General features: G+C 69.2%; 21 protein-coding genes and 1 pseudogene. 9 read left to right on the top strand and 13 right to left on the bottom strand.

Annotated features, from left to right (window positions below):
• Positions 1–179: 179 nt before the first annotated feature.
• The gene (locus AC3A46_RS02895; RefSeq protein WP_487663723.1) at positions 180–1,103 is read left to right on the top strand and encodes a 5'-3' exonuclease; all 924 of its coding nucleotides are present in this window, start codon (positions 180–182) and stop codon (positions 1,101–1,103) included.
• 81 nt (positions 1,104–1,184) lie between these two features.
• Here AC3A46_RS02895 and AC3A46_RS02890 read toward each other — a convergent pair whose 3' ends face one another.
• The 3 genes from AC3A46_RS02890 to trpD form a co-directional block, all read right to left on the bottom strand.
• The gene (locus AC3A46_RS02890; protein ID WP_487663722.1) at positions 1,185–2,186 is read right to left on the bottom strand and encodes a PHP domain-containing protein; all 1,002 of its coding nucleotides are present in this window, start codon (positions 2,184–2,186) and stop codon (positions 1,185–1,187) included.
• A gap of 24 nt (positions 2,187–2,210) precedes the next feature.
• On the bottom strand, positions 2,211–2,702 hold the full coding sequence (locus AC3A46_RS02885; RefSeq protein ID WP_487663721.1) for an aromatic ring-opening dioxygenase LigA: 492 nt from the start codon (positions 2,700–2,702) through the stop codon (positions 2,211–2,213).
• A 99-nt stretch (positions 2,703–2,801) separates the two neighbouring features.
• A complete protein-coding gene (gene trpD, locus AC3A46_RS02880; protein WP_487663720.1) occupies positions 2,802–3,863 on the bottom strand; it encodes an anthranilate phosphoribosyltransferase in 1,062 nt (353 codons plus the stop codon).
• A gap of 187 nt (positions 3,864–4,050) precedes the next feature.
• Between trpD and ctaE the strand changes: the two genes are divergently transcribed.
• From ctaE to AC3A46_RS02855, 5 genes are all read left to right on the top strand, one after another.
• Positions 4,051–4,692: an aa3-type cytochrome oxidase subunit III gene (gene ctaE / locus AC3A46_RS02875; RefSeq protein ID WP_056367122.1), complete on the top strand. Its 642-nt coding sequence runs from the start codon at positions 4,051–4,053 to the stop codon at positions 4,690–4,692.
• Positions 4,693–4,712: 20 nt separating this feature from the next.
• A complete protein-coding gene (gene qcrC, locus AC3A46_RS02870; protein WP_487663719.1) occupies positions 4,713–5,516 on the top strand; it encodes a cytochrome bc1 complex diheme cytochrome c subunit in 804 nt (267 codons plus the stop codon).
• Between the two features lie 38 nt (positions 5,517–5,554).
• Complete coding sequence (gene qcrA, locus AC3A46_RS02865; protein WP_487663718.1) at positions 5,555–6,634, top strand: cytochrome bc1 complex Rieske iron-sulfur subunit; 1,080 nt, start codon at positions 5,555–5,557, stop codon at positions 6,632–6,634.
• Positions 6,631–8,481, top strand: a complete 1,851-nt coding sequence (qcrB, locus tag AC3A46_RS02860; protein ID WP_487663717.1) for a cytochrome bc1 complex cytochrome b subunit — start codon at positions 6,631–6,633, stop codon at positions 8,479–8,481. Before qcrA ends, qcrB begins: the two co-directional genes overlap by 4 nt.
• 169 nt (positions 8,482–8,650) lie before the next feature.
• The gene (locus AC3A46_RS02855; RefSeq protein ID WP_487663716.1) at positions 8,651–9,070 is read left to right on the top strand and encodes a rhodanese-like domain-containing protein; all 420 of its coding nucleotides are present in this window, start codon (positions 8,651–8,653) and stop codon (positions 9,068–9,070) included.
• 9 nt (positions 9,071–9,079) lie between these two features.
• Here the strand turns inward: AC3A46_RS02855 and AC3A46_RS02850 are convergent, their stop codons facing one another.
• The 6 genes from AC3A46_RS02850 to AC3A46_RS02825 all read right to left on the bottom strand — a co-directional run bounded on the left by AC3A46_RS02850 (position 9,080) and on the right by AC3A46_RS02825 (position 15,107).
• Positions 9,080–9,889: a PP2C family protein-serine/threonine phosphatase gene (locus AC3A46_RS02850; protein WP_487663715.1), complete on the bottom strand. Its 810-nt coding sequence runs from the start codon at positions 9,887–9,889 to the stop codon at positions 9,080–9,082.
• A 55-nt stretch (positions 9,890–9,944) separates the two neighbouring features.
• Positions 9,945–10,379: a cytochrome c oxidase subunit 4 gene (locus AC3A46_RS02845; protein WP_487663714.1), complete on the bottom strand. Its 435-nt coding sequence runs from the start codon at positions 10,377–10,379 to the stop codon at positions 9,945–9,947.
• A 1-nt stretch (position 10,380) separates the two neighbouring features.
• Positions 10,381–12,144, bottom strand: coding sequence for an aa3-type cytochrome oxidase subunit I (gene ctaD, locus AC3A46_RS02840; protein ID WP_045298929.1), 1,764 nt, complete (start codon positions 12,142–12,144; stop codon positions 10,381–10,383).
• 2 nt (positions 12,145–12,146) lie between these two features.
• Positions 12,147–13,043 (bottom strand): aa3-type cytochrome oxidase subunit II, encoded by an 897-nt coding sequence (ctaC, locus tag AC3A46_RS02835; protein WP_487663713.1) that lies wholly within the window; start codon positions 13,041–13,043, stop codon positions 12,147–12,149.
• Positions 13,044–13,211: 168 nt separating this feature from the next.
• The gene (erpA, locus tag AC3A46_RS02830; protein WP_045298933.1) at positions 13,212–13,577 is read right to left on the bottom strand and encodes an iron-sulfur cluster insertion protein ErpA; all 366 of its coding nucleotides are present in this window, start codon (positions 13,575–13,577) and stop codon (positions 13,212–13,214) included.
• Between the two features lie 129 nt (positions 13,578–13,706).
• Positions 13,707–15,107: a M20/M25/M40 family metallo-hydrolase gene (locus tag AC3A46_RS02825; protein WP_487663712.1), complete on the bottom strand. Its 1,401-nt coding sequence runs from the start codon at positions 15,105–15,107 to the stop codon at positions 13,707–13,709.
• A gap of 47 nt (positions 15,108–15,154) precedes the next feature.
• Here AC3A46_RS02825 and AC3A46_RS02820 point away from each other — a divergent pair, with 47 nt between their 5' ends.
• Positions 15,155–15,748, top strand: a complete 594-nt coding sequence (locus tag AC3A46_RS02820; protein WP_487663711.1) for a DUF3043 domain-containing protein — start codon at positions 15,155–15,157, stop codon at positions 15,746–15,748.
• Here AC3A46_RS02820 and AC3A46_RS02815 read toward each other — a convergent pair.
• The 4 genes from AC3A46_RS02815 to AC3A46_RS02800 are packed head-to-tail and all read right to left on the bottom strand — an operon-like array spanning position 15,723 to position 19,014.
• Positions 15,723–16,766, bottom strand: coding sequence for a quinone-dependent dihydroorotate dehydrogenase (locus AC3A46_RS02815; protein WP_487663710.1), 1,044 nt, complete (start codon positions 16,764–16,766; stop codon positions 15,723–15,725). The genes AC3A46_RS02820 and AC3A46_RS02815 overlap by 26 nt on opposite strands.
• Before the next feature lie 18 nt (positions 16,767–16,784).
• A complete protein-coding gene (gene nrdR / locus AC3A46_RS02810; protein ID WP_487663709.1) occupies positions 16,785–17,276 on the bottom strand; it encodes a transcriptional regulator NrdR in 492 nt (163 codons plus the stop codon).
• Between the two features lie 31 nt (positions 17,277–17,307).
• On the bottom strand, positions 17,308–18,609 hold the full coding sequence (gene hisD / locus AC3A46_RS02805; RefSeq protein WP_487663708.1) for a histidinol dehydrogenase: 1,302 nt from the start codon (positions 18,607–18,609) through the stop codon (positions 17,308–17,310).
• A 30-nt stretch (positions 18,610–18,639) separates the two neighbouring features.
• Positions 18,640–19,014 carry a hypothetical protein gene (locus AC3A46_RS02800; protein WP_487663707.1) on the bottom strand — a complete coding sequence of 125 codons (375 nt, stop codon included), beginning with the start codon at positions 19,012–19,014 and terminating at the stop codon, positions 18,640–18,642.
• A 141-nt stretch (positions 19,015–19,155) separates the two neighbouring features.
• Here AC3A46_RS02800 and AC3A46_RS02795 point away from each other — a divergent pair, with 141 nt between their 5' ends.
• Both AC3A46_RS02795 and AC3A46_RS02790 read left to right on the top strand, forming a co-directional pair.
• Positions 19,156–19,419 carry a zinc-binding dehydrogenase gene (locus AC3A46_RS02795; RefSeq protein ID WP_487663706.1) on the top strand — a complete coding sequence of 88 codons (264 nt, stop codon included), beginning with the start codon at positions 19,156–19,158 and terminating at the stop codon, positions 19,417–19,419.
• A gap of 28 nt (positions 19,420–19,447) precedes the next feature.
• Positions 19,448–20,007: pseudogene (locus tag AC3A46_RS02790) on the top strand (Imm21 family immunity protein).
• Positions 20,008–20,343: the final 336 nt, after the last annotated feature.

Genomic DNA, 20,343 nt, shown 5'->3' with positions numbered 1-20,343 from the left:
GCGCTGTCTCCCCACGGTGAGCGCCGGATGTGAACGCGATGGGTCCTTCCGTGCGACCGCGACCGGTCCGGCAGGTGAACGGCGGGTGGCGAAGTGCGCGATGCCGCGACCGCGGCGCCCGCGTGCCCTGCTGCGGCGTTCAGGCGGTGCGCGTCGGCGGTGCATGCCAGGATGAACGCGTGACCGACCGCCTCATGCTGCTCGACTCCGCGTCCCTGTACTTCCGCGCGTTCTACGGGGTTCCCGACACGGTGCGCGCTGCGGACGGCACCCCCGTCAACGCCGTCCGAGGGTTCCTCGACATCATCACGCGGCTCGTCACGACGTACCGCCCCACGCACCTCGTCGCGTGCTGGGACGACGACTGGCGACCGCAGTGGCGCGTCGACCTCATCCCGACCTATAAGACGCATCGCGTCGCCGAGGTCGTCGCGGGCGCGCCCGACGTCGAGGAGGTGCCCGATCCCCTCGAGGTGCAGGTGCCAGTCATCCGCGAGGCGCTGGACGCCCTCGGGATCCGCATCGTCGGCGCCGCCGCCCACGAAGCCGACGACGTCATCGGCACCCTCGCCTCCACTGCGACCATGCCGGTCGACATCGTCACCGGCGACCGCGACCTCTTCCAGCTCGTCGACGACGAGCGCGATGTCCGCGTCGTCTACACCGCACGGGGCATGAGCAACCTCGAGGTGCTCACCGATGCGTCCGTGGTCGCCAAGTACGGCGTCCTTCCTTCGCAGTACGCCGACTTCGCCACGCTCCGCGGCGACTCGTCCGACGGTCTGCCCGGCGTCGCCGGCATCGGCGAGAAGACCGCGGCCGGGCTTCTCGCGACCCACGGCGACCTCGCCGGAATCGTCGCCGCGGCCGAGCTCGGAGAGGGCATGTCCGCGGGCGTGCGCTCCAAGGTGCTCGCGGGCCTGCCCTATCTCGCCGTCGCGCCACGGGTGGTCGCCGTCGTGCGCGACCTCCCGCTGGACGTGCCCGACCCGCGCCTGCGACCGCTCACCGAGCAGGCGAAGACAGATGCGGCGTCCCTCGCCGAGCAGTGGGCGCTGGGCGCGTCGATGAACCGCATCATCGACGCGCTCGACACCGTCTGATCCGGTTCCGCCGGGGCGAGGCCCCGCTCGCGGAGCGCTTCGCGAAGGGCGTCGTCGACGAGACCGAGTACCGCGGCGGATTCAGGCGCCGCGGTCGCGGCCGGTCCACTCGCGTAGCTTGTCCAGCGACCAGGTCGTGACGATGCGCTCGGGCGGAACGCCGATGCGCTCGGCACGCTCGGCGCCGTAGTCCAGCAGCGAGAGCTGGCCGGGCGCATGGGCGTCGGAATCGATCGAGAAGAGGCATCCGATCTCGAGCGCCAGCGCCATGAGGTCGTCGGGAGGGTCCTGACGCTCCGGACGGGAGTTGATCTCGACCGCGACGCCGTGGGCCTCGCAGGCCTCGAACACGACCCGCGCGTCGAAGGTCGAGGGCGGCCGCGTTCCGCGCGATCCTTCGACGAGGCGGCCGGTGACGTGTCCGAGGACGTCGATGTGGGGACTCGACACCGCCGCCACCAGACGCCGTGTCATCGGGCCGCGCTCCATGCGCAGCTTGGAGTGGGCGGACGCGACCACGACGTCGAGCTCGGCGAGGAGGTCGGGTTCCTGATCGAGGGCGCCGCCCTCGAGGATGTCGACCTCGATGCCCGACAGCAGGGTGAACCCGTCGCCGCTCATGCCCGCGACCACCTCGAGCTGGGAGCGCAGGCGCTCGGGCGACAGCCCGTTCGCGACGCGCAGCCGCGGCGAATGATCCGTGAGGGCGAGGTACTCGTGGCCGAGTGCTCTCGCCGCGTCGACCATGAGGTCGATGGAGGTGAGGCCGTCGGACCAGTCGCTGTGCGAGTGCAGGTCGCCCCGCAGCAGTGGCCGCAGGGACGACGTGCGCTGCACGCCGGCGCGTTCGCGAAGGTCGACGAGGTACCCCGGAACCTCGCCCGCCAGCGCCTGCTGGATCACGGCGAACGTGGAGTCGCCGATCCCCTTGCGGCGGCGCAGGGCGGCGGTGTCCCGCAGTTCCGCGTCGCTCAGGCCCTCGATCGCGTCGGCCGCCGCACGGAACGCCTTCGACTTGTACCGGGACGAGCGCTCACGCTCGAGGAGCGTGGCGATCTCGGTGAGCGCATCGAAGGGGTTCACGTGCGACGGGCGACGGGCGTCGGATCAGGCGACGTTGGAGCGCCGGATCACCACCGGCACGCTCGCCAGCCGGTGGATGGCCCAGCCGAACAGGATCGCGAGCACGCCCATGCCCGCGGCGAACAGCGCGACGCCGTAGGCGACGACCGAGGTGAAGAGCGAGGCGCGCAGGAACGACGCCTGCATCACGGTGGCCCGCACCGGGTCATCCTGGTCGAGTTCCGCATACGTCTTGCCACCGGACGCCTCGAGGGCGTGGGTGTTGATGATGTCGGCCTGCACGTAGGCCGTGAGGGGGCCGGTGACCTGCTGGCCCTGGAAGGCTGCCGCGTCGTCGGGGATGGTGATGTTCTCCGCCGTGAGCTGATTCGTGACGCCGATCCAGGCGATGATGCCGACCAGGATCAGCAGCACACCGCCGATGATCCCGAGGATGCCGACGGCCTTCACGAGGCCGACCTTCTTCTCGGGGGGCTCGATCACGTCGGTGGTGCTGCGGGGCTCTTCCTCGCTCATGCGTCCTCCTCGGATGCGGGTCGTTGAGCCACACGCTAGCGGCGCCATGCATCGGGACGGAAGAGCGCGCGCCGGGGAAAACCCGACCCAGCGCCCGACTCAGGAGGCGAGTGCGCGCGTCGCCTCGACCCAGCGGTCCAGCGTGGCCGTCGCCGCACCGCTGTCGATCGCGGCGGCGGCGTCGTCACGGGCCTCGGCGAGGCGTTCGAGGATCGGCCGCTGCACCTGTGCCGCGTCGCGGAACAGGCGGTAGGCGACCATGCCCGCGGCCGCGTTCAGCAGCACGATGTCGCGGACCGCGCCCTGCTCGCCGCCGAGCACCCGACGCACCACGGCGGCGTTGTGGGCAGGGTCCCCGCCCAGCAGGTCGTCGATGTCGGCGAGCGGGATGCCGAGGTCGCGTGGGTCCAGGTCGTGCTCGTGGATGTCGCCGCGACTGACCTCCCACAGCCGGCTGTGACCGGTCGTCGTGAGCTCGTCGAGGCCGTCGTCGCCGCGGAAGACCAGCGCCGTCGCACCACGCGTCCGGAACACGCCCGTGATGAGCGGCACCCGGTCGAGGTGGGCGACGCCGACGGCGTTCGCCTCGGCGCGCGCCGGGTTGCACAGCGGCCCCAGGAAGTTGAAGACCGTCGGGACGCCGAGCTCGCTGCGCGTCGCCGCCGCGTTCTTGAACCCGGGGTGGAAGGCGCCCGCGAACGCGAACGTGATGCCGGTGCGCGAGAGCGTCTCGGCCACGGCGTCCGGCGACAGCGCGAGGTCGACCCCGAGCGCGCCCAGCACGTCGGAGGACCCCGACGAGGAACTGGCCGCCTTGTTGCCGTGCTTGACGACGGGGATCCCGGATGCTGCGGCCACGAGGGCCGACATCGTCGAGACGTTGACGGTGCCGAAGCGGTCGCCGCCGGTGCCCACGATGTCGAGGACGGCGGCGTCGACGGGCAGCGGGAGCGCGGCCTCGAGGATCGCGTCGCGGAAGCCGACGATCTCGTCCACCGTCTCGCCCTTGGCGCGCAGCGCGACGAGGAAACCCGCCAGCTGGGAGGGGGTGGCGGTGCCCGACATGATCTGGCGCATCGCCCACGTCGACTCCGAGACGGTGAGGTCGCGCCGCTCGAGCAGCGTGGTGAGGATTCCCGGCCAGGTGTACAGCTCCGCCATAACCGAGAAGCCTAGCCGGGCTCGGGAATCGGAACCGTTTCGTGACACGGCGTCCCGGGCGGCGGGATTCTGCGTCTTCACCACGGGTTCACGGCGAAGTCGCAGGGTCCTCTTAGGCTCCCCTAAGTTCCGGAGGAGGTGAAGACATGCCCTCCGATGCGAAAATCGACGCCCCGAATCGGCCATAATGGGGAGCGTGACGACCTCCACAGCGACCTACTCCCAGGCCATGCGGTCCGTCAAGCGGCCGGATCCGGTCGCTGTCGGAACCATCGTGTGGCTCGGCAGCGAGGTGATGTTCTTCGCGGGCCTCTTCGCGATCTACTTCACCCTGCGCAACACCTCGCCCGAACTGTGGGCGCAGGAGACGCAGCTGCTGAACATCCCGTACGCGACCGTCAACACGATCATCCTCGTGCTGTCCTCGGTCACGTGCCAGATGGGCGTGTTCGCCGCGGAGCGCTTCCAGCCCTACTCGACGAAGAAGCGCGGCTGGCTCGGCTGGGGCATGGTCGAGTGGTTCTGGCTGACCTTCGCGCTCGGCGCGATCTTCGTCTCGGGCCAGGTGTGGGAGTACGCCCAGCTCGTCGCCGAGGGCATGCCGATCAGCGCGAACTCCTACGCGTCGGCGTTCTACCTCACCACCGGCTTCCACGCCCTGCACGTGACGGGCGGTCTCATCGCCTTCCTCCTCGTCATCGGGCGCGCGTACGCCGTCAAGAACTTCGGGCGCAAAGAGATGACGTCCTCGATCGTCGTGTCGTACTACTGGCACTTCGTCGACGTCGTCTGGATCGCCCTCTTCCTCGTCATCTACTTCCTCAAGTGAGAGCGGAGCTGAAACCCGACATGGCACGACAGACCACGCGCCGCTCGAAAGGCCGCCGCAGCCCCTGGGCCGCAGCCGCACTGATCGGCATCGGCCTGCTCATCACGGGCGGCGCCTACGCCGGGGCATCCGCGGCGATGGCGGCCACGACCCCCGAGACCGTCACGAACTCCGCGCTCACCGTCGAAGACGGCAAGAAGCTGTTCCAGGCCAACTGCGCCACGTGCCACGGCCTGGACGTGCAGGGCACCGAGGACGGCCCGTCGCTCTACGGCGTCGGCGAGCTCGCCGTGCACTTCCAGATGAGCACCGGCCGCATGCCGCTGCAGATGCAGGGCCCGCAGGCTCCGCAGAAGCCGGCGCAGTTCACCGAGGAGCAGATCACCGCGATCGGCGCCTACATCCAGTCGATCGCGCCCGGCCCGAGCTATCCCGAGGACGAGGTCCTCGACGGCGAAGGCAGCGCATCCGAGGGTGGCGAGCTCTTCCGCATCAACTGCGCCATGTGCCACAACGTCGCCGGCGCCGGTGGTGCGCTCACCGAGGGCAAGTACGCCCCCAACCTGCACACCACCACTCCGCTGAACATGTACGCGGCGATGGTCACGGGTCCGCAGAACATGCCGGTGTTCAACGACATGACGCTGACCACCGAAGAGAAGCGCGACATCATCACCTACCTGCTGTACCTGCAGGACAACGAGTCTGCGGGCGGATTCTCGCTCGGCTCGCTCGGCCCCGTCTCGGAGGGCCTCTTCATCTGGATCTTCGGCATCGGCTCGCTGATCGCCATCACCGTGTGGATCACGGCGAAGTCCAACTGATCGACGAACGACACACGTAAGACTTGACGAGGAGCAGCATGGCCCACGAGGACGACCCGCTAGAGCACGAGAGGGCTTCCTGGAAGCCCTCCCCCGGGCTCGCTGTGGCGGTCACCGACCCGGTGCACAACCCTGGCCTCCCCCCGCACCGCGAGCGGATGACCGACAAGGACCCCGCTTCGATGAAGCGCGCGGTCCGTGCCATCTACACGCTCTTCTACCTGTCGATCGCCGGCAGCATCTGGGCGATCGCCGCCTACATGCTCTTCCCGATCGAGAGCGGGCGGATCGTCGACATCCGCAACAACAACCTCTTCATCGGACTCGGCATCGCCTTCGCGCTGCTGGCCATCGGCGTGGGCGCGATCCACTGGTCGAAGGCCGTCATGTCCGACAGGGAGTTCGTCGAGCCCCGTCACGCGACGCGCGGCCGCGACACAACGCGTGAGGCCGCTATCAAGGCCTTCGCCGACGCGGACGCCGAGTCGGGCTTCGGCCGCCGTGCGATGGTCCGCAACTCGCTGATCGCTGCCCTCGTGGCATCGGTCGTGCCCGGCGTCGTGCTGTTCCGCGGTCTCGCGCCGTTCAACTCGCCGGAGAAGCCGCACGCCGGCGACCCCGTGTACCTCCTCGAGCACACCATGTGGAAGGAGGGCATGCGCCTCGCGCACGACCCGTCGGGCGAGCCCATCAAGGCGGCCGACCTCACCCTCGGCTCCGCGGTGCACGTCATCCCCGAGGCCCTCGCCGAGGTGTCGCACAGCGAGGGCTACCTCGACGAGAAGGCGAAGGCGCTCGTGCTCCTGGTGCGTCTGCTCCCCGAGCAGCTGACCGAGGCCGAGGACCGCAAGGAGTGGTCGTACAACGGCATCGTCGCGTACTCGAAGGTGTGCACCCACGTCGGCTGCCCGGTCGCGCTGTACGAGCAGCAGACCCACCACCTGCTGTGCCCGTGCCACCAGTCGCAGTTCGATGTGACCGACCACGCGAAGGTCATCTTCGGCCCGGCGGCGCGCCCGCTGCCGCAGCTGCCCATCACCGTCGACGACGAGGGCTACCTCGTAGCCCGCAGCGACTTCCTCGAACCCGTCGGCCCGAGCTTCTGGGAGCGTCATTGAGCACCTCAACCGTCACTGAGCAGCCTGCGGCTCCTGTGGCTCCCGCCTCACGAAACGGCGACCGTCCGCTGGGCGGCCGCTTCATCGGCGCCACCGCGAACTACATCGACGAGCGCACGAGCCTCTCCGGCTTCGTCAAGGAGCTCGGCCGCAAGATCTTCCCCGACCACTGGTCGTTCATGCTCGGCGAGATCGCCCTGTGGGCGTTCGTCGTCGTGCTCCTCTCGGGAACGTTCCTGACGTTCTTCTTCCAGGCGTCGATGGTCGAGACGCACTACAACGGCGCCTACCTGCCGATGCGCGGTATCGAGATGTCGGCCGCCATGGCGTCGACCCTCGAGATCTCGTTCGATCTTCGCGGCGGTCTGCTCGTCCGGCAGATGCACCACTGGGCCGCGCTGGTGTTCGTCGCCGGAATCGGCGTGCACATGCTGCGCGTGTTCTTCACGGGCGCGTTCCGCAAGCCTCGCGAGCTCAACTGGGTGATCGGCTTCATCCTGTTCATCCTCGCGATGGGCGAGGGCTTCACCGGCTACTCGCTTCCCGACGATGTGCTGTCGGGCAACGGTCTGCGCATCATCGACGGCATGGTCAAGGGCATCCCGATCATCGGAACGTGGACCTCGTTCCTCCTGTTCGGCGGACAGTTCCCGGGCGACGCGATCGTCGGCCGCCTCTACACGCTGCACATCCTGCTGCTGCCCGCGATCCTCGTCGGCCTGCTGGTGCTCCACCTCATGCTCATGGTGATCAACAAGCACACGCAGTTCGCCGGTGCCGGCCGCACGAACAGCGTCGTGGTCGGCTACCCGATGATGCCGGTGTACATGTCGAAGATGGGCGGCTTCCTGTTCATCACGTTCGGCGTGATCGTGCTCATCGCCTCGCTGTTCACGATCAACCCGATCTGGAACTACGGCCCCTACGACCCGTCCCCCGTCTCCGCCGGCACCCAGCCCGACTGGTACATCGGCTTCGCGGACGGCGCCCTGCGCCTGGTTCCGCCGGGCTGGGAGATCGTGTTCCTCGACCGCACGTGGTCGTTCAACATCATCGTGCCGCTCGTCGTGCTCGGCCTGTTCATCGTGCTCGTCCTGATCTACCCCTTCATCGAGGCGTGGGTCACCGGCGACAAGCGCGAGCACCACATCGCCCAGCGTCCGCGCAACTCGGCGACCCGCACCGCGATCGGCGCGGCAGGCGTCACGTTCTACGCGGTGCTGTGGGCCGCGGCAGCCTCCGACATCATCGCCACGCACTTCTGGCTGACGATGGAGGGCGTGATCCACACGCTTCAGGCCCTGCTGATCCTGGGCCCGGTGATCGCGTACTTCGTCACCAAGCGCATCTGCATCGCGCTGCAGAAGAAGGACCGCGAGATCGCGCTGCACGGCTACGAGTCGGGTCGCATCGTCCGCCTCCCCGGTGGCGAGTACATCGAGGTGCACCAGCCCGTCGACGACTACGAGCGCTTCAAGCTGGCCGACTTCGACACGTACGAGCCGCTCGTGGTGCGTCCGAACGCCAAGGGCCAGATCCCGTGGCACGAGAACCTCCGCGCGTCCATCTCACGCTGGTTCTTCGAGGACCGCCTCACCCCCGTCACGCAGGCCGAGCTCGACGCGGCGCTGGCTCACCAGCACCACGACCTCGACCACATCGCGGCCGAGGAAGACCTCGAGATCCAGGCGGCTCACGAGCGCGCCGGCGTTCCCGATGCACCGCACAAGCCGCTCGACGACGGGAAGCACGGAGAGGTGCCTGTGCGCCCCTCGAACGTCATCGTTCCCGAGCCCGAGCCGGGCACGAAGTCTCCGCGCAACCGCGAGAAGGAATCCGACCAGTAGGGTCGCCGCATTTCGCAGACGGATGCCCCGGCACGATCTCGACGATCGTGCCGGGGCATCCGTCGTTCCGTGCAGCGATACGTGCCCCGCGTCGCGATCGGCAGGAATCAGACGACTTCTGACCGCGCTTTCGACGGTCCCGCCACGGATGCTGGCTTAGCGTGGAGGCATGACCGACGCCCTCTCGTACTTCTCCGCCAAGCTCTCCCTCGAGACCGACCCCTCTGATGTGTACGCCGCACAGAAGGCCGGCGAGCAGTTCGTCCTCGTCGATGTCCGCGGCGATGAGGCGTGGGCGCAGGGACGCATCCGTGGTGCGATCCACATGCCGTACCGCGAGATCGCCGATCGCGCACCGCGCGAGATCGACAGCTCGACCCCCGTCGTCGTCTACTGCTGGAGTCCCGGCTGCAACGCGGGTGCGAAGGGCGCCATCGAGTTCGCCAAGCTCGGATACTCCGTGAAAGAGATGATCGGTGGCTACGAGTACTGGGTGCGCGAAGGACAGCCGACCGAGAACGACGAGGGAGCACTCCCCCGCGTGTTCGACGCGCAGGTGATGGTCGTGCGCGCGCCCGTCGCGGGCTGAGCCCCCGCCTCAGGCCGATTCCAGCCCTTCCATGAACCGATCGGCGGCCGCCCCGTAGAACGCCGTCTGCGCGGGCGTGCCGCCGATCTCGCCGGTGTCCGGGACGACGTCGCACACCACCACGGTGACGTTGTCAGAGGAGCCGGATTCCAGAGCCACCGCCACACACGCCTCGGCCGCCGTTCCCGCGTGCGGGAACTCCAGAAGAAGATTGCGGATCTCGTCATCGGGGACGTAATCGGTGAGACCGTCGCTGCACAGCAGCCACCTGTCACCCGCCTGCGCATCGTGCGCGGTCACCGTCGCAGCATCGCGTTCGGCGCCGCTCAGCGAGGCGGTGATGATGTTGCGACGAGGGTGGGACGCGGCATCCGTGATCGACACGATCCCGCGGTCGACCAGAGCCTGCACGAGCGAATCGTCCCTGCTCGCCTGCGCGAGTTCGCCGCCTCGCAGGCGGTACGCCCGCGAGTCTCCGGTATGGGCCAGCAGAAGCCCGCCGTCGCGCGCCGCGAAGAGTCCCGTGAACGTCGTGGCCATGCCGCTCAGCGAAGGATCGCGCTCGACATGGGCGCGGAGGTCCCAGTTGGCCGACCGGACGGCGTCGGCGAGCTGCACGGCCCCGAGGCCGTCCAGACGGCCTGCCGCCAGCCGATGGATGAGTGCCGCGGAGGCGAGGTCACCCGCGGGTCCTCCCCCGACACCATCCGCCACCGCGGCACCCCAGGAGGCCGTGAACGCAGCGTCCTGATTGGTCGTGCGGTGCGGGCCGATGTCGGAGCAGGCAGCCGCCCGCAGAAACACACGGGGACCCGTCACAGACGGGTCCCCGTGCGCATCAGGCGATATGTCATGCGCGCCGGCCGTTGCCGGCTCAGCGGGCGAAGTAGCCGCGGTAGTACTCGTACACCCAGCCGACGATCGCGACGACGAAGACGGCGATGCCGATGGGCATCATCCAGGCGCCGACCGCGAGCCCGATCATGCCGAGTGCGGCCGAGAACGCGAGGACGATGGGCCACCACGACCACGGGCTGAACTCGCCCAGCTCGGGGTCGCCGTCGTCGATGTCGGACGTGAGGACGTCCTCGGGCAGCTCGCCGCCCTGGGCCTTGTGCACCTTGCCGATGTAGAACGCGATCAGCGCGCCCATCAGGGCGGTGAACAGCAGCGCGACGCTGCCGACCCACTCGATGCCGTTGTACCACGGCACGTCGGGGTGGGCGATGATGTTCCACGCGGTGTAGGCGACCGCCACCACCAGGAAGAAGACGGTCAGCAGCCACCAGAGTCCGGTGTTCGTGCGCACCTTACTTCACCTCTCCATCGGCAAGGTCGGAGACCGGGGCTTCGGGGGCGTCCTTCGCGGGACCGACGCCGACCGGGATACCCGCCTCGGGGTGGTTCAGGTCGAACGCGGGCCGCTCGCTGCGGATGCGCGGGATCGACGTGAAGTTGTGACGCGGGGGCGGGCACGAAGTCGCCCACTCGAGCGATGCGCCGTAGCCCCACGGGTCGTTGACGGTGACCTTCGGCGCCTTGCGCGACGTGATCCAGACGTTGAACAGGAACGGGATCATCGAGGCGCCGAGGATGATGGCGCCGATCGTCGACACCTGGTTCTGCCAGGTCCAGCCGTCAGCCTCCGAGTAGTCCGCGTAGCGACGCACCATGCCGTCGACGCCCAGCCAGTGCTGGATGAGGAAGGTCATGTGGAAGCCGATGAACAGCATCCAGAAATGGACGTAGCCGAGGCGCTCGTTGAGCATGCGCCCGGTCCACTTCGGCCACCAGAAGTAGAAGCCGGCGAACATCGCGAAAACGACCGTGCCGAAGACGACGTAGTGGAAGTGCGCCACGACGAAGTACGAGTCGGACAGGGCGAAGTCGAGCGGCGGCGACGCGAGGATCACGCCGGTGAGACCACCGAACACGAACGACACCAGGAAGCCGAGCGCGAAGACCATCGGGGTCTCGAAGGTCACCGAGCCTCGCCAGAGCGTGCCGATCCAGTTGAAGATCTTCACACCCGTCGGCACCGCGATCAGCATCGTCATCAGGGCGAAGAAGGGCAGCAGGACCGCGCCGGTGACGTACATGTGGTGGGCCCACACCGCGACCGACAGGGCGGCGATCGCGATCGTCGCGTAGACGAGCGTCTTGTAGCCGAAGATCGGCTTGCGGCTGAAGACCGGGAAGATCTCCGACACGATGCCAAAGAACGGCAGCGCGATGATGTACACCTCGGGGTGACCGAAGAACCAGAAGAGGTGCTGCCAGAGGAGCACACCACCGTTGGCGGGGTCGTAGATATGGGCGCCGAGCACGCGGTCAGCGGCGGCGGCGAGGATGGCGGCGGCGAGAACCGGGAACGCCATCAGCACGAGGATGCTGGTGATCAGCGTGTTCCACGAGAAGATCGGCATGCGCCACATGGTCATGCCGGGCGCGCGCATCGTGATGATCGTCGTGATGAAGTTCACGGCACCGAGGATGGTGCCGAAACCGCTCATGCCGAGGCCGAGCATCCAGAGGTTGCCGCCCACGCCAGGGGAGAACGAGGCGTTCGCGAGCGGCTGATACGCGAACCATCCGAACGCGGCGGCGCCCTGCGGGGTGAGGAAGCCGGAGACGGCGATCGTCGAGCCGAAGAGGAACAGCCAGAAGGCGAAGGCGTTCAGACGCGGGAAGGCGACGTCAGGGGCGCCGATCTGCAGCGGCAGGATCGCGTTCGCGAAGCCCGCGAACAGCGGCGTCGCGAACATCAGCAGCATGATCGTGCCGTGCATCGTGAACAGCTGGTTGTACTGCTCCTTGGTCGGGATGATCTGCATCCCGGGCTCGAAGAGCTCCGCACGGATGATCAGCGCCATCACTCCACCCAGGAGGAAGAAGATGACGGAGGAGATGAGGTACAGGTACCCGATCGTCTTGTGGTCGGTGGAGGTGATCCACTTGACGATGATGTTGCCCTTCTGCTCGACGCGCGATGCGCTGAGCAGTGCGGCCTGACGCGGCGGCAGGGTGGTGGGGCGACCCTGCGTCGTCTCCTGGAGCGGAAGCGTCGTCGCCATGATCAGTTGTCTCCCTCTTCGGATCCCTCGCCCTGAGCGCCTGTCCCGGGCGCATTCTGCAGACGGTCGTAGGCGTCGTTGATGTCGCCGGTCTGGCCGGCCTCGCGCAGCGTCGCGAGGTAGTCCTCGTACTCGGCTTCGCTGACGACCTTGACGTTGAAAAGCATCATCGAGTGGTACTCGCCGCAGAGCTCGGCGCATTTGCCGGCGTACTCGCCCTCGCGGGTCGGCGTGAAGGACCAGTAGTTGTCCTTGCCGATGTACATGTCCTTCTTGTAAAGGAAGTCGATGATCCAGAAGGAGTGGATGACGTCGCGCGACTGGAGCTTGATCTTCACCGTCTGGTCGACGGGGAGCACCAGTGTGGGCAGTTCGCTGATGACGTCGCCGCGCTCGTCGGTCTGCGCCTGGACGCCCATGGTCCACACGGTCTCGTCGTCACTCGCGCCGTCGTACTGGAAGTCCCACGACCACTGCTTGCCGATCGCGGTGATCGCGACATCGGGCTCGTCGTACTGCGTCTCGAGGATCGCCTGGTCGCGCGCGGTGAAGGCGAAGAAGCCGACCACGAGGATGAGCGGGACGATCGTGTAGAAGATCTCGATCGGCATGTTGTAGCGCAGCTGGACGGGAAGACCCATCTGGCCCTTGCGACGCCGGTAGGCGATCGCCGCCCATCCCATCAGGCCCCACGTGATGACGCCGACGACGAGCAGGACGATCCACGAGTTCACCCAGAGACCCGCGACCATGTCGACGTGGTTGGTGGCCGGCTGGCCGTCTTCGGTGAATCCGGGGAGGAAGCCGTGCAGCTCGGTCGGGGTGCATCCGGCGAGGACTGCAGCCGCTGCGATCCCGAGTGGGAGAACGGCCCAGCGGATACGGCGTTTCGAAGGCACGGTGCACCTTTCCGATCACGAACAGGACTCACGTCAGTCTAGGGCAACCGCCCAGGCGATTCAGGCCATCCGCTCAGGTTTGATCGTGTCGCAGAGACGGAAAAAGGCGGGCCCGGGCGCTAATCGGAGCGCACCGGACCCGCCGGAAAAGTATCGGATCGTTAGCGATCAGTGAAAGCTGTCGCCGCACGCGCACGACCCGGCCGCGTTGGGGTTGTCGATCGTGAAGCCCTGCTCCGAGATGGTGTCCTTGAAGTCGATCGTGGCGCCGTCGAGGTACGGGACGCTCATGTCGTCGACGATCACCTCGACGCCGTCGAAGTCGACCGTCTTGTCGCCGTCGAGGTAGCGCTCGTCGAAGTAGAGCTGGTAGATCAGGCCGCTGCACCCGCCCGGCTGCACGGCCACGCGCAGACGCAGGTCGTCGCGTCCCTCCTGCTCCAGCAGGTTCTTGACCTTGCCGGCGGCGGCGTCGGTCAGCAGCACACCGTGTTCGCGGGCGGTCTGCTCGGTCGTCAGTGCGGTGTCGGTCATGGCACTCCTCCGGAAGGGCCGCCCCGGATCGATCATCCACTCAGGCGGCGGGATGCGACGATTCTACGCGTGCCCGCTGGCAGAAGGCTCCGGGACCGGCGCATTCGCGCCGATCCCGGAGCCGTCGCGTCACGCCTGCGACGTACGCGCGTCGAGCTTCTCGAGCAGGAGCGCCTCGGAGAGCACCGCGTTGCGGAACGTCTCGAGGTGCAGCGACTCGTTGGGGCTGTGGGCCTTGGCGTGCGGGTCCTCGACGCCGGTCACGAGGATCTGGGCGCCCGGGAACTCCCGCACGAGGTCGGCGATGAACGGGATCGACCCGCCCACGCCGATGTCGACAGACTCGACGCCGTAGCCCTCGTGGAGCGCCTCTCGGGCAGCCTCCACGGCCCAGCCCGAGGTGTCGACGAGGAAGGCGTCGCCGTAGTCCTGATCGCTGAACGTCAGCTGCGCACCGAACGGCGCGTGCTCGCGCAGGTGCGCCTCGATGGCGGCATAGGCCTCGCGGGCCGGCTGGCCGGGTGCGATGCGGGCGCTGATCACGACGGAGATCTCAGGGCTCAGCGTGTTCGAGGCGTTCACCACGCTCGGCGCGTCGATGCCCGTCACGGTGATCGAGGGCTTGTTCCAGATGCGGCTGAGGATCGTGCCGCGGCCGACAGGCGAGACCCCGGCAGGCAGCCCGGCCTCGTCGCGCAGCGTCTCCTCGGTGTACTCAGGGGTCTCGGCATCCCGTTCCGTGAGTCCCGCCACGGCGACGGCGCCGTCCTGGTCCCACAGGGTCGCCAGCAGGGTGACGGTCGCCATCATCGCGTCGGGCACCGCGCCCCCGAACATGCCGGAGTGCGAGGCGTGCTCGAGGGTGCGCACGCGGAGCGTGAAGCGCGTGTTGCCGCGCAGCGACACCGTGAGCGCGGGGGTCTTGTCGTCCCAGTTGCCGGAGTCGGCGACGACGATCACGTCGGCGCGCAGCGCGTCGGCGTTGTCGGAGAGGAACTGCGCGAACGACCGAGACCCCGCTTCCTCCTCTCCCTCGAAGAACAGCGCGACACCGAGGTCGAAGTCGTCGCCGACCCCCTCCTTGAGCGCGCGCAGCGCGGCCAGGTGGGCCATGATGCCGGCCTTGTCGTCGGCGGCACCCCGGCCGTAGAGCCGGCCGCCGCGGACGGTGGGCTCGAACGGCGACGACTCCCAGAGCGACTCGTCGCCGACCGGCTGCACGTCGTGGTGCGCGTAGAGCAGGATCGTCGGGCGGCCGTTGCGGGCGGCGCGCGTCGCGAGCACGGCGGGGTTGCCCCGCTCCCCCGTCTCGGGGATGACCGCGGTGAGGATCTCCACCGTCTCGAACAGCTCCGTCTCCCGCACGAGCTCGGCGACCGCCTCCGCGCTGCGCTGCACCTGAGCAGTGTCGAAACCGGGGAAGGCGACAGACGGGATGCGCACGAGAGTGCCGAGATCGGCGAGGGCGGAAGGGATGCCGGAAGCCGCGGCTTCGCGCACAGCATCCTGTCGGGAGAGCTCAGTGGTCATGCGGGTAATCTTAAGTGCACCCCTTCTCCGCACTTCGAGGATCACCCGTGGCCAAGACACCTGCAGCTCCTTCGTCCAACGACGCACCGTCGGAGGGCACCGTGCTCAACGGCGTCCCCACCGGCCCCTCGAACAAGGGGCGCCCCACTCCCTCGCGCGCCGAGCAGGAGGCCGCCCGCAAGCGCCCCCTCGTGCCCGACACCAAGGAGGCGAAGGCCCGCGCCAAGGCGGATCTCGCGGCGCAGCGCGAGAAGGCCCGCGTCGGCATGGCCAACGGCGAGCAGCGCTACCTCCCCGCGCGCGACCAGGGTGCGCAGCGCAAGTTCGTGCGCGACTGGGTCGACGCCGGGTGGCATCTGGGCGAGGCGGTCATGCCCGCGATGGTGCTCGTCATCCTCGCGACATTCCTGCCGATCGCGGCCCTGCAGTACTACGCGTTCGTCGGCCTGTGGATCTTCATCTTCTTCGTCATCGGCGACATGGTCATCACGTCGATCACCGTCAAGCGCGCCGTCCGTAAGAAGTTCGGCGAGGGCAAGGTCGAGAAGGGCCTGGGCTGGTACGCCGCCATGCGCACCGTCCAGATGCGCTTCCTCCGCCTCCCGAAGCCCCAGGTCAAGCGCGGCCAGAAGCCGGCCTGAGCTTCACCAGGCCCCGGTTGATCTGCCGCGCCCACAGCGGGCCGCGGTAGAGGAAGCCCGTGTAGCCCTGCACCAGGGTGGCTCCGGCATCCAACCGCTCCTGCACGTCGACTGCCGTCTCGACACCGCCGACCGAGATCACCGCGAACTCGATGGGAACCGTCCGGCGCAGCAGTCGCAGCACCTCGAGCGCGCGCGCCTTCAACGGCGCACCGGACAGCCCGCCGTCGCCGGCGGCGGCCACCGTCGCCGCGTCGGTCACGAGACCGTCGCGCGAGATCGTGGTGTTCGTCGCAATGATCCCGGACAGACCGGCGTCGACCGCGAGCTGCGCGATCGCGACGATCTCGTCGTCGGGGAGGTCCGGCGCGATCTTCACCAGCAGCGGCGTCGCGCCCGCGGCGTCGCGCACGGCGTCCAGCAGCGGACGCAGCGTCTCGACGGCCTGCAGACCGCGCAGCCCCGGCGTGTTCGGCGACGACACGTTCACCACGAGGTAGTCGGCGAGCGGCGCGAGCAGCGTTGCGCTGCGGACGTAGTCGGCGGTCGCATCCGCGACGTCGACGACCCGGCTCTTGCCGATGTTGACGCCGAGCACCGTGCGGCGTGAGCGCTTGCGGAGCGTGCGCAGGCGCGCGGCCGCGGCCTCGGCGCCGTGGTTGTTGAATCCCATCCGGTTCACCACGGCGCGGTCCGGGATGAGCCGGAACAGCCGCGGGCGCGGGTTGCCGTCCTGCGGGATCGCGGTGACGGTGCCCACCTCGACGTGACCGAAACCCAGGGCGTGCAGTCCCGACGCCCCCTTCACATCCTTGTCGAACCCGGCCGCGACGCCGAAGGGCGAGTCGAAGGTGAGCCCCAGGGCGGTGGTCCGGAGCTCCGGTGCGGGGCGGGTGATCGCACGCGTGGCCCACGAGAACGGCGGGACCCCCAGCATCCGTATCACGACCATCGCCGAGTGGTGGGCGGACTCGGGGTCGATGCGCGACAGGACGGTGCGGAAGAGGAGGGGATACATCCCTCCTAGGCTATCCGGTCACTCCGTGGCGGCCTGCGCGGTCTCATCATGTGCGCGGGCGCGGCCGTGGTCGACACGCAGCTGCTCGATCGCGGCCTCGAAGTCCTCGAGCGAGTCGAACGCCTGGTACACGCTCGCGAAGCGGAGGTAGGCGACCTCGTCGAGGTCGCGCAGCGGACCGAGGATCGCGAGACCGATCTCGTTCGCGTCGAGCTGCGAGGCGCCCGTCTGGCGGATGCTCTCCTCCACGGTCTGCGCGAGCACGGCGAGGTCGGCATCGGTCACGGGCCGCCCCTGACATGCCTTGCGCACGCCGGACATGACCTTCTCGCGGCTGAAGGGCTCGATCACACCCGAGCGCTTGATGACGTTCAGGCTCGCGGTCTCGATCGTGGTGAAACGGCCTCCGCACTGCGGGCACTGACGGCGTCGACGGATGCTGAGACCGTCGTCGCTGGTGCGCGAGTCGATGACGCGCGAATCGGCGTGGCGGCAGAACGGGCAGTGCATGGCAGGGACAGCCTACGCCGGGATTCCGGACTCAGTCCTCGAAGCGGGCCGTGATGGCCTCGCCGTGGGCGGGGAGCGCCTCGGCCTCGGCCAGCGTCACGATCGCGTCGTGGACGGCGGCGAGGGCGTCGCGGTCGTACTCGATGACCTGCTGCGGGCGCAGGAACGTGGCGGCGGAGAGCCCCGCGGAGTAGCGCGCCTGTCCCCCGGTGGGCAGGACGTGGTTGCTGCCGGCGAGGTAGTCGCCGAGGCTCACCGGCGAGTCGGCGCCGACGAACACGGCGCCCGCGTGCACGAATTCTTCCGGGTGCGGGTCGGCGAGGTGCAGTTCGAGGTGCTCCGGCGCGTAGGCGTTGCTGAACGCCGTCGCCGCGGCGAGGTCGTCGACCAGCACGATCGCCGACTGCGGGCCCGCAAGGGCGGCGGCGACGCGCTCGGCGTGGCGGGTCGCCGCGGCGCGGGGCGCGATCGCCTTGACCACGTCGGCCGCGAGCTGCTCCGACGTGGTGACGAGGACGGCAGAGGCCTGCTCGTCGTGCTCGGCCTGGCTGATGAGGTCGACGGCGACCAGGCGCGCGTCGGCGCTGTCGTCGGCGACCACGAGGATCTCGGTCGCGCCGGCCTCGGCATCTGTACCGACGAGGCCTGCCACGGCGCGTTTGGCGGCCGCGACGAAGTTGTTGCCCGGGCCGGTGACGACGTCGACCGGCTCGAGGCCGAGCGACGCCACGCCGTGGGCGAGCGCACCGATCGCGCCGGCGCCGCCCATCGCGTACACCTCGGTCACGCCGAGGAGCTTCGCGGCGCCGAGGATCACGGGGTGCACGCGGCCACCGAACGCGCGCTGCGGCGGAGAGGCCAGAGCGATCTCGGCCACTCCCGCGACCTGCGCCGGCACCACGTTCATGACGACACTCGACGGGTAGACGGCCTTGCCGCCCGGGACGTACAGGCCGACGCGGCGCACCGGCTGCCACCGCTGCGTCACCCGCGCGCCGGGACCGAGCTCGGTCACCGTCGGCGCGGGGACTTGGGCGGCGGATGCCTCGCGCACGCGCTCGATGGCCGTCTCGAGCGCGGCGCGCACGGCAGGGTCGAGCGTCTCGAGCGCTTCATCGAGGTGGGCGGCGGGGACGCGGATGTCGTGCTCGGCCACGCCGTCGAAGTCCGACGCCTGCTCGCGGAGGGCGATCTCGCCACGCGCGGCCACGTCGTCCACGATGTGCGCGGCCGTCGCGAGGGCCTCTGAGCGCGCCGCTTCGGCACGGGGAACGGTCGCGAGGAGTTCCGCGGGCGTCAGCGCACGCCCGCGCAGGTCGATCGTCCGGAGCATCCTTCTACGGTATCGCGAGGTGGATCGCGGTCAGCCGCGCGTGACGCCCGAGACGTCGTGCAGGTAGCCGATGCGCCCGTCCTCGTGACGAACCACGAACACCTCGCCGCGGTCCTCGATGACGAGAGCCCACGCGCTCGGGCTGATGCGGAACACGGGGATGCCGATCTCGTCGACGATGTCGCGCTCCTCCGGCACGAGAGCCCAGAAGGCCTGGTGCTGCGGCGCGGTGGCCGCAGCGGGCTCCACGGTCGACGTCGGGTTCTCGACGTGCTCGAAGGACTCGCGCGCCTGAGCGGGCTCGTTCGGGGCGACCGGTGCCGGCTCCTCGACCGTCGGGGCGTCCTGCTCGTCCAGCGGGATCACGGTCGTGGCGAAGTCGTCGTTCGCCTGGGTCTCGGGCACGGCGGATTCGAGCGTCTCGCCCTCGGGTGCCGCCGCGGCGCCGGTGGCCGCGTACGGGGTGTAGTCGGGGTCGGCGTCGGCGGCGTCGGCGGCGATCTGCTCGGCCCCGCCGTACGAGCCCTGGCGACGGGCGGCCGCCTGGTGGCCTTCAGCTCCGGCGGCGGCACGGTGGAGGCGTACGAACTCCTGGTCCGCGGTGCCTCGGTGATCGGCTTCCAGATGCGGGCCATCGCCACGGGCAAGTCCGACCTGTACGAGCGCCGGCTGCGCGAGCTCTGGCAGCTGCGGGCCGCGGGCACCCTGCGCACGGCCGTGCACATGGAGATCCCCCTCGCCGAGGCCGCCCGCGCCCACGCGCTCATCGAGCAGCGCCGGAACCTCGGCAAGATCGTTCTGGTCTCCTGAGGGAGCGGCCGACCTCTCATCTCGCCGCATGGCGAGATATCCGGATCCAGGACCGGTCGACCGGGTGGAGTCCGGCGGAGGGCCGCTGGTGGTGGTCCCCGCCGAGGTGCTCGACCGGTGGGAGGGTGCGGACGGCGAAGGCCCGGAGTCCGACCACGACCGGCTTGCGCGGTGGTCGGTTGCACCGGACTGCTCACGGTGGGCCCGTCCCGCGCGTTGGTGCCGGGAGACGAGCCCTCGTCCACGACGTTCCTACCGGAGCACGGGGACTTCGTACGGTGGGTGGCCGCCGAGTCGGAGGCGGAGCCCGACAACCACACAGGGGTGGAGCTGACGCCCGGACGGTACGCGGTCCGGGGCCGCATCGGTCCGGCCGAACGCGGAGACCGCCTTCCGGCTGGTCCGGCTGCTCCCGATGCCGTAGCGCCTCCCGGACGTCCATTCCGCGGCCCAACCTGCCGTCCATGGAACTGGATGCCGAACTCAGCGCTCTGGCAACTCAGCAGGATCTTCCGCCCGATGTGCTGCGCCGCTTGCTGCAGCACCAGGGGGCTCGCAGTTCGGCGGCGCTGCTGCGCCGGGACCTGACCGAGGAGATGGTCGAGGAGATCATCGCGCTCGGCTCCGCACGCACGCTCGCAGCCAACAGCTCCTTGCCGGCCCGGGTGAGTGCTCGCTTCGTCGAGCACCCGGAGCCGCCCGTCCGGTGCGCGGTCGCCGCGCACATCAGGGACGAGCCGCCCGGGGTGCTGGCCCGCTTGGCTGCGGACCCGGATCCTCTGGTGCGGCAGTTCCTCACCATGAACGACCATCTGCCGCCGGAGCTCGTGGCGCGGCTGGCCGCCGACCCGGACAGCAGCGTGCGGTCGGGGGGCATCCGGCGATGGCGTGATGTTCCCGATGCCGTGCGCAGGACGCTGTGGA

The organism is Microbacterium sp. Soil_C_42 (genome assembly GCF_057656735.1).
Note: the sequence above shows the minus strand (reverse complement) of the source record. Positions and strands in the feature narration are given on the sequence as shown.

Excerpts from the sequence above, each read along its gene's own strand:
- AC3A46_RS02885 (WP_487663721.1), bottom strand. The coding sequence starts at position 2,702 with ATGAGCGAGGAAGAGCCCCGCAGCACCACCGACGTGATCGAGCCCCCC.
- trpD (WP_487663720.1), bottom strand. The coding sequence starts at position 3,863 with ATGGCGGAGCTGTACACCTGGCCGGGAATCCTCACCACGCTGCTCGAG.
- ctaE (WP_056367122.1), top strand. The coding sequence starts at position 4,051 with ATGGGGAGCGTGACGACCTCCACAGCGACCTACTCCCAGGCCATGCGG.
- qcrC (WP_487663719.1), top strand. The coding sequence starts at position 4,713 with ATGGCACGACAGACCACGCGCCGCTCGAAAGGCCGCCGCAGCCCCTGG.
- qcrA (WP_487663718.1), top strand. The coding sequence starts at position 5,555 with ATGGCCCACGAGGACGACCCGCTAGAGCACGAGAGGGCTTCCTGGAAG.
- AC3A46_RS02855 (WP_487663716.1), top strand. The coding sequence starts at position 8,651 with ATGACCGACGCCCTCTCGTACTTCTCCGCCAAGCTCTCCCTCGAGACC.
- ctaD (WP_045298929.1), bottom strand. The coding sequence starts at position 12,144 with ATGGCGACGACGCTTCCGCTCCAGGAGACGACGCAGGGTCGCCCCACC.
- erpA (WP_045298933.1), bottom strand. The coding sequence starts at position 13,577 with ATGACCGACACCGCACTGACGACCGAGCAGACCGCCCGCGAACACGGT.
- AC3A46_RS02825 (WP_487663712.1), bottom strand. The coding sequence starts at position 15,107 with ATGACCACTGAGCTCTCCCGACAGGATGCTGTGCGCGAAGCCGCGGCT.
- AC3A46_RS02815 (WP_487663710.1), bottom strand. The coding sequence starts at position 16,766 with ATGTATCCCCTCCTCTTCCGCACCGTCCTGTCGCGCATCGACCCCGAG.
- nrdR (WP_487663709.1), bottom strand. The coding sequence starts at position 17,276 with ATGCACTGCCCGTTCTGCCGCCACGCCGATTCGCGCGTCATCGACTCG.
- hisD (WP_487663708.1), bottom strand. The coding sequence starts at position 18,609 with ATGCTCCGGACGATCGACCTGCGCGGGCGTGCGCTGACGCCCGCGGAA.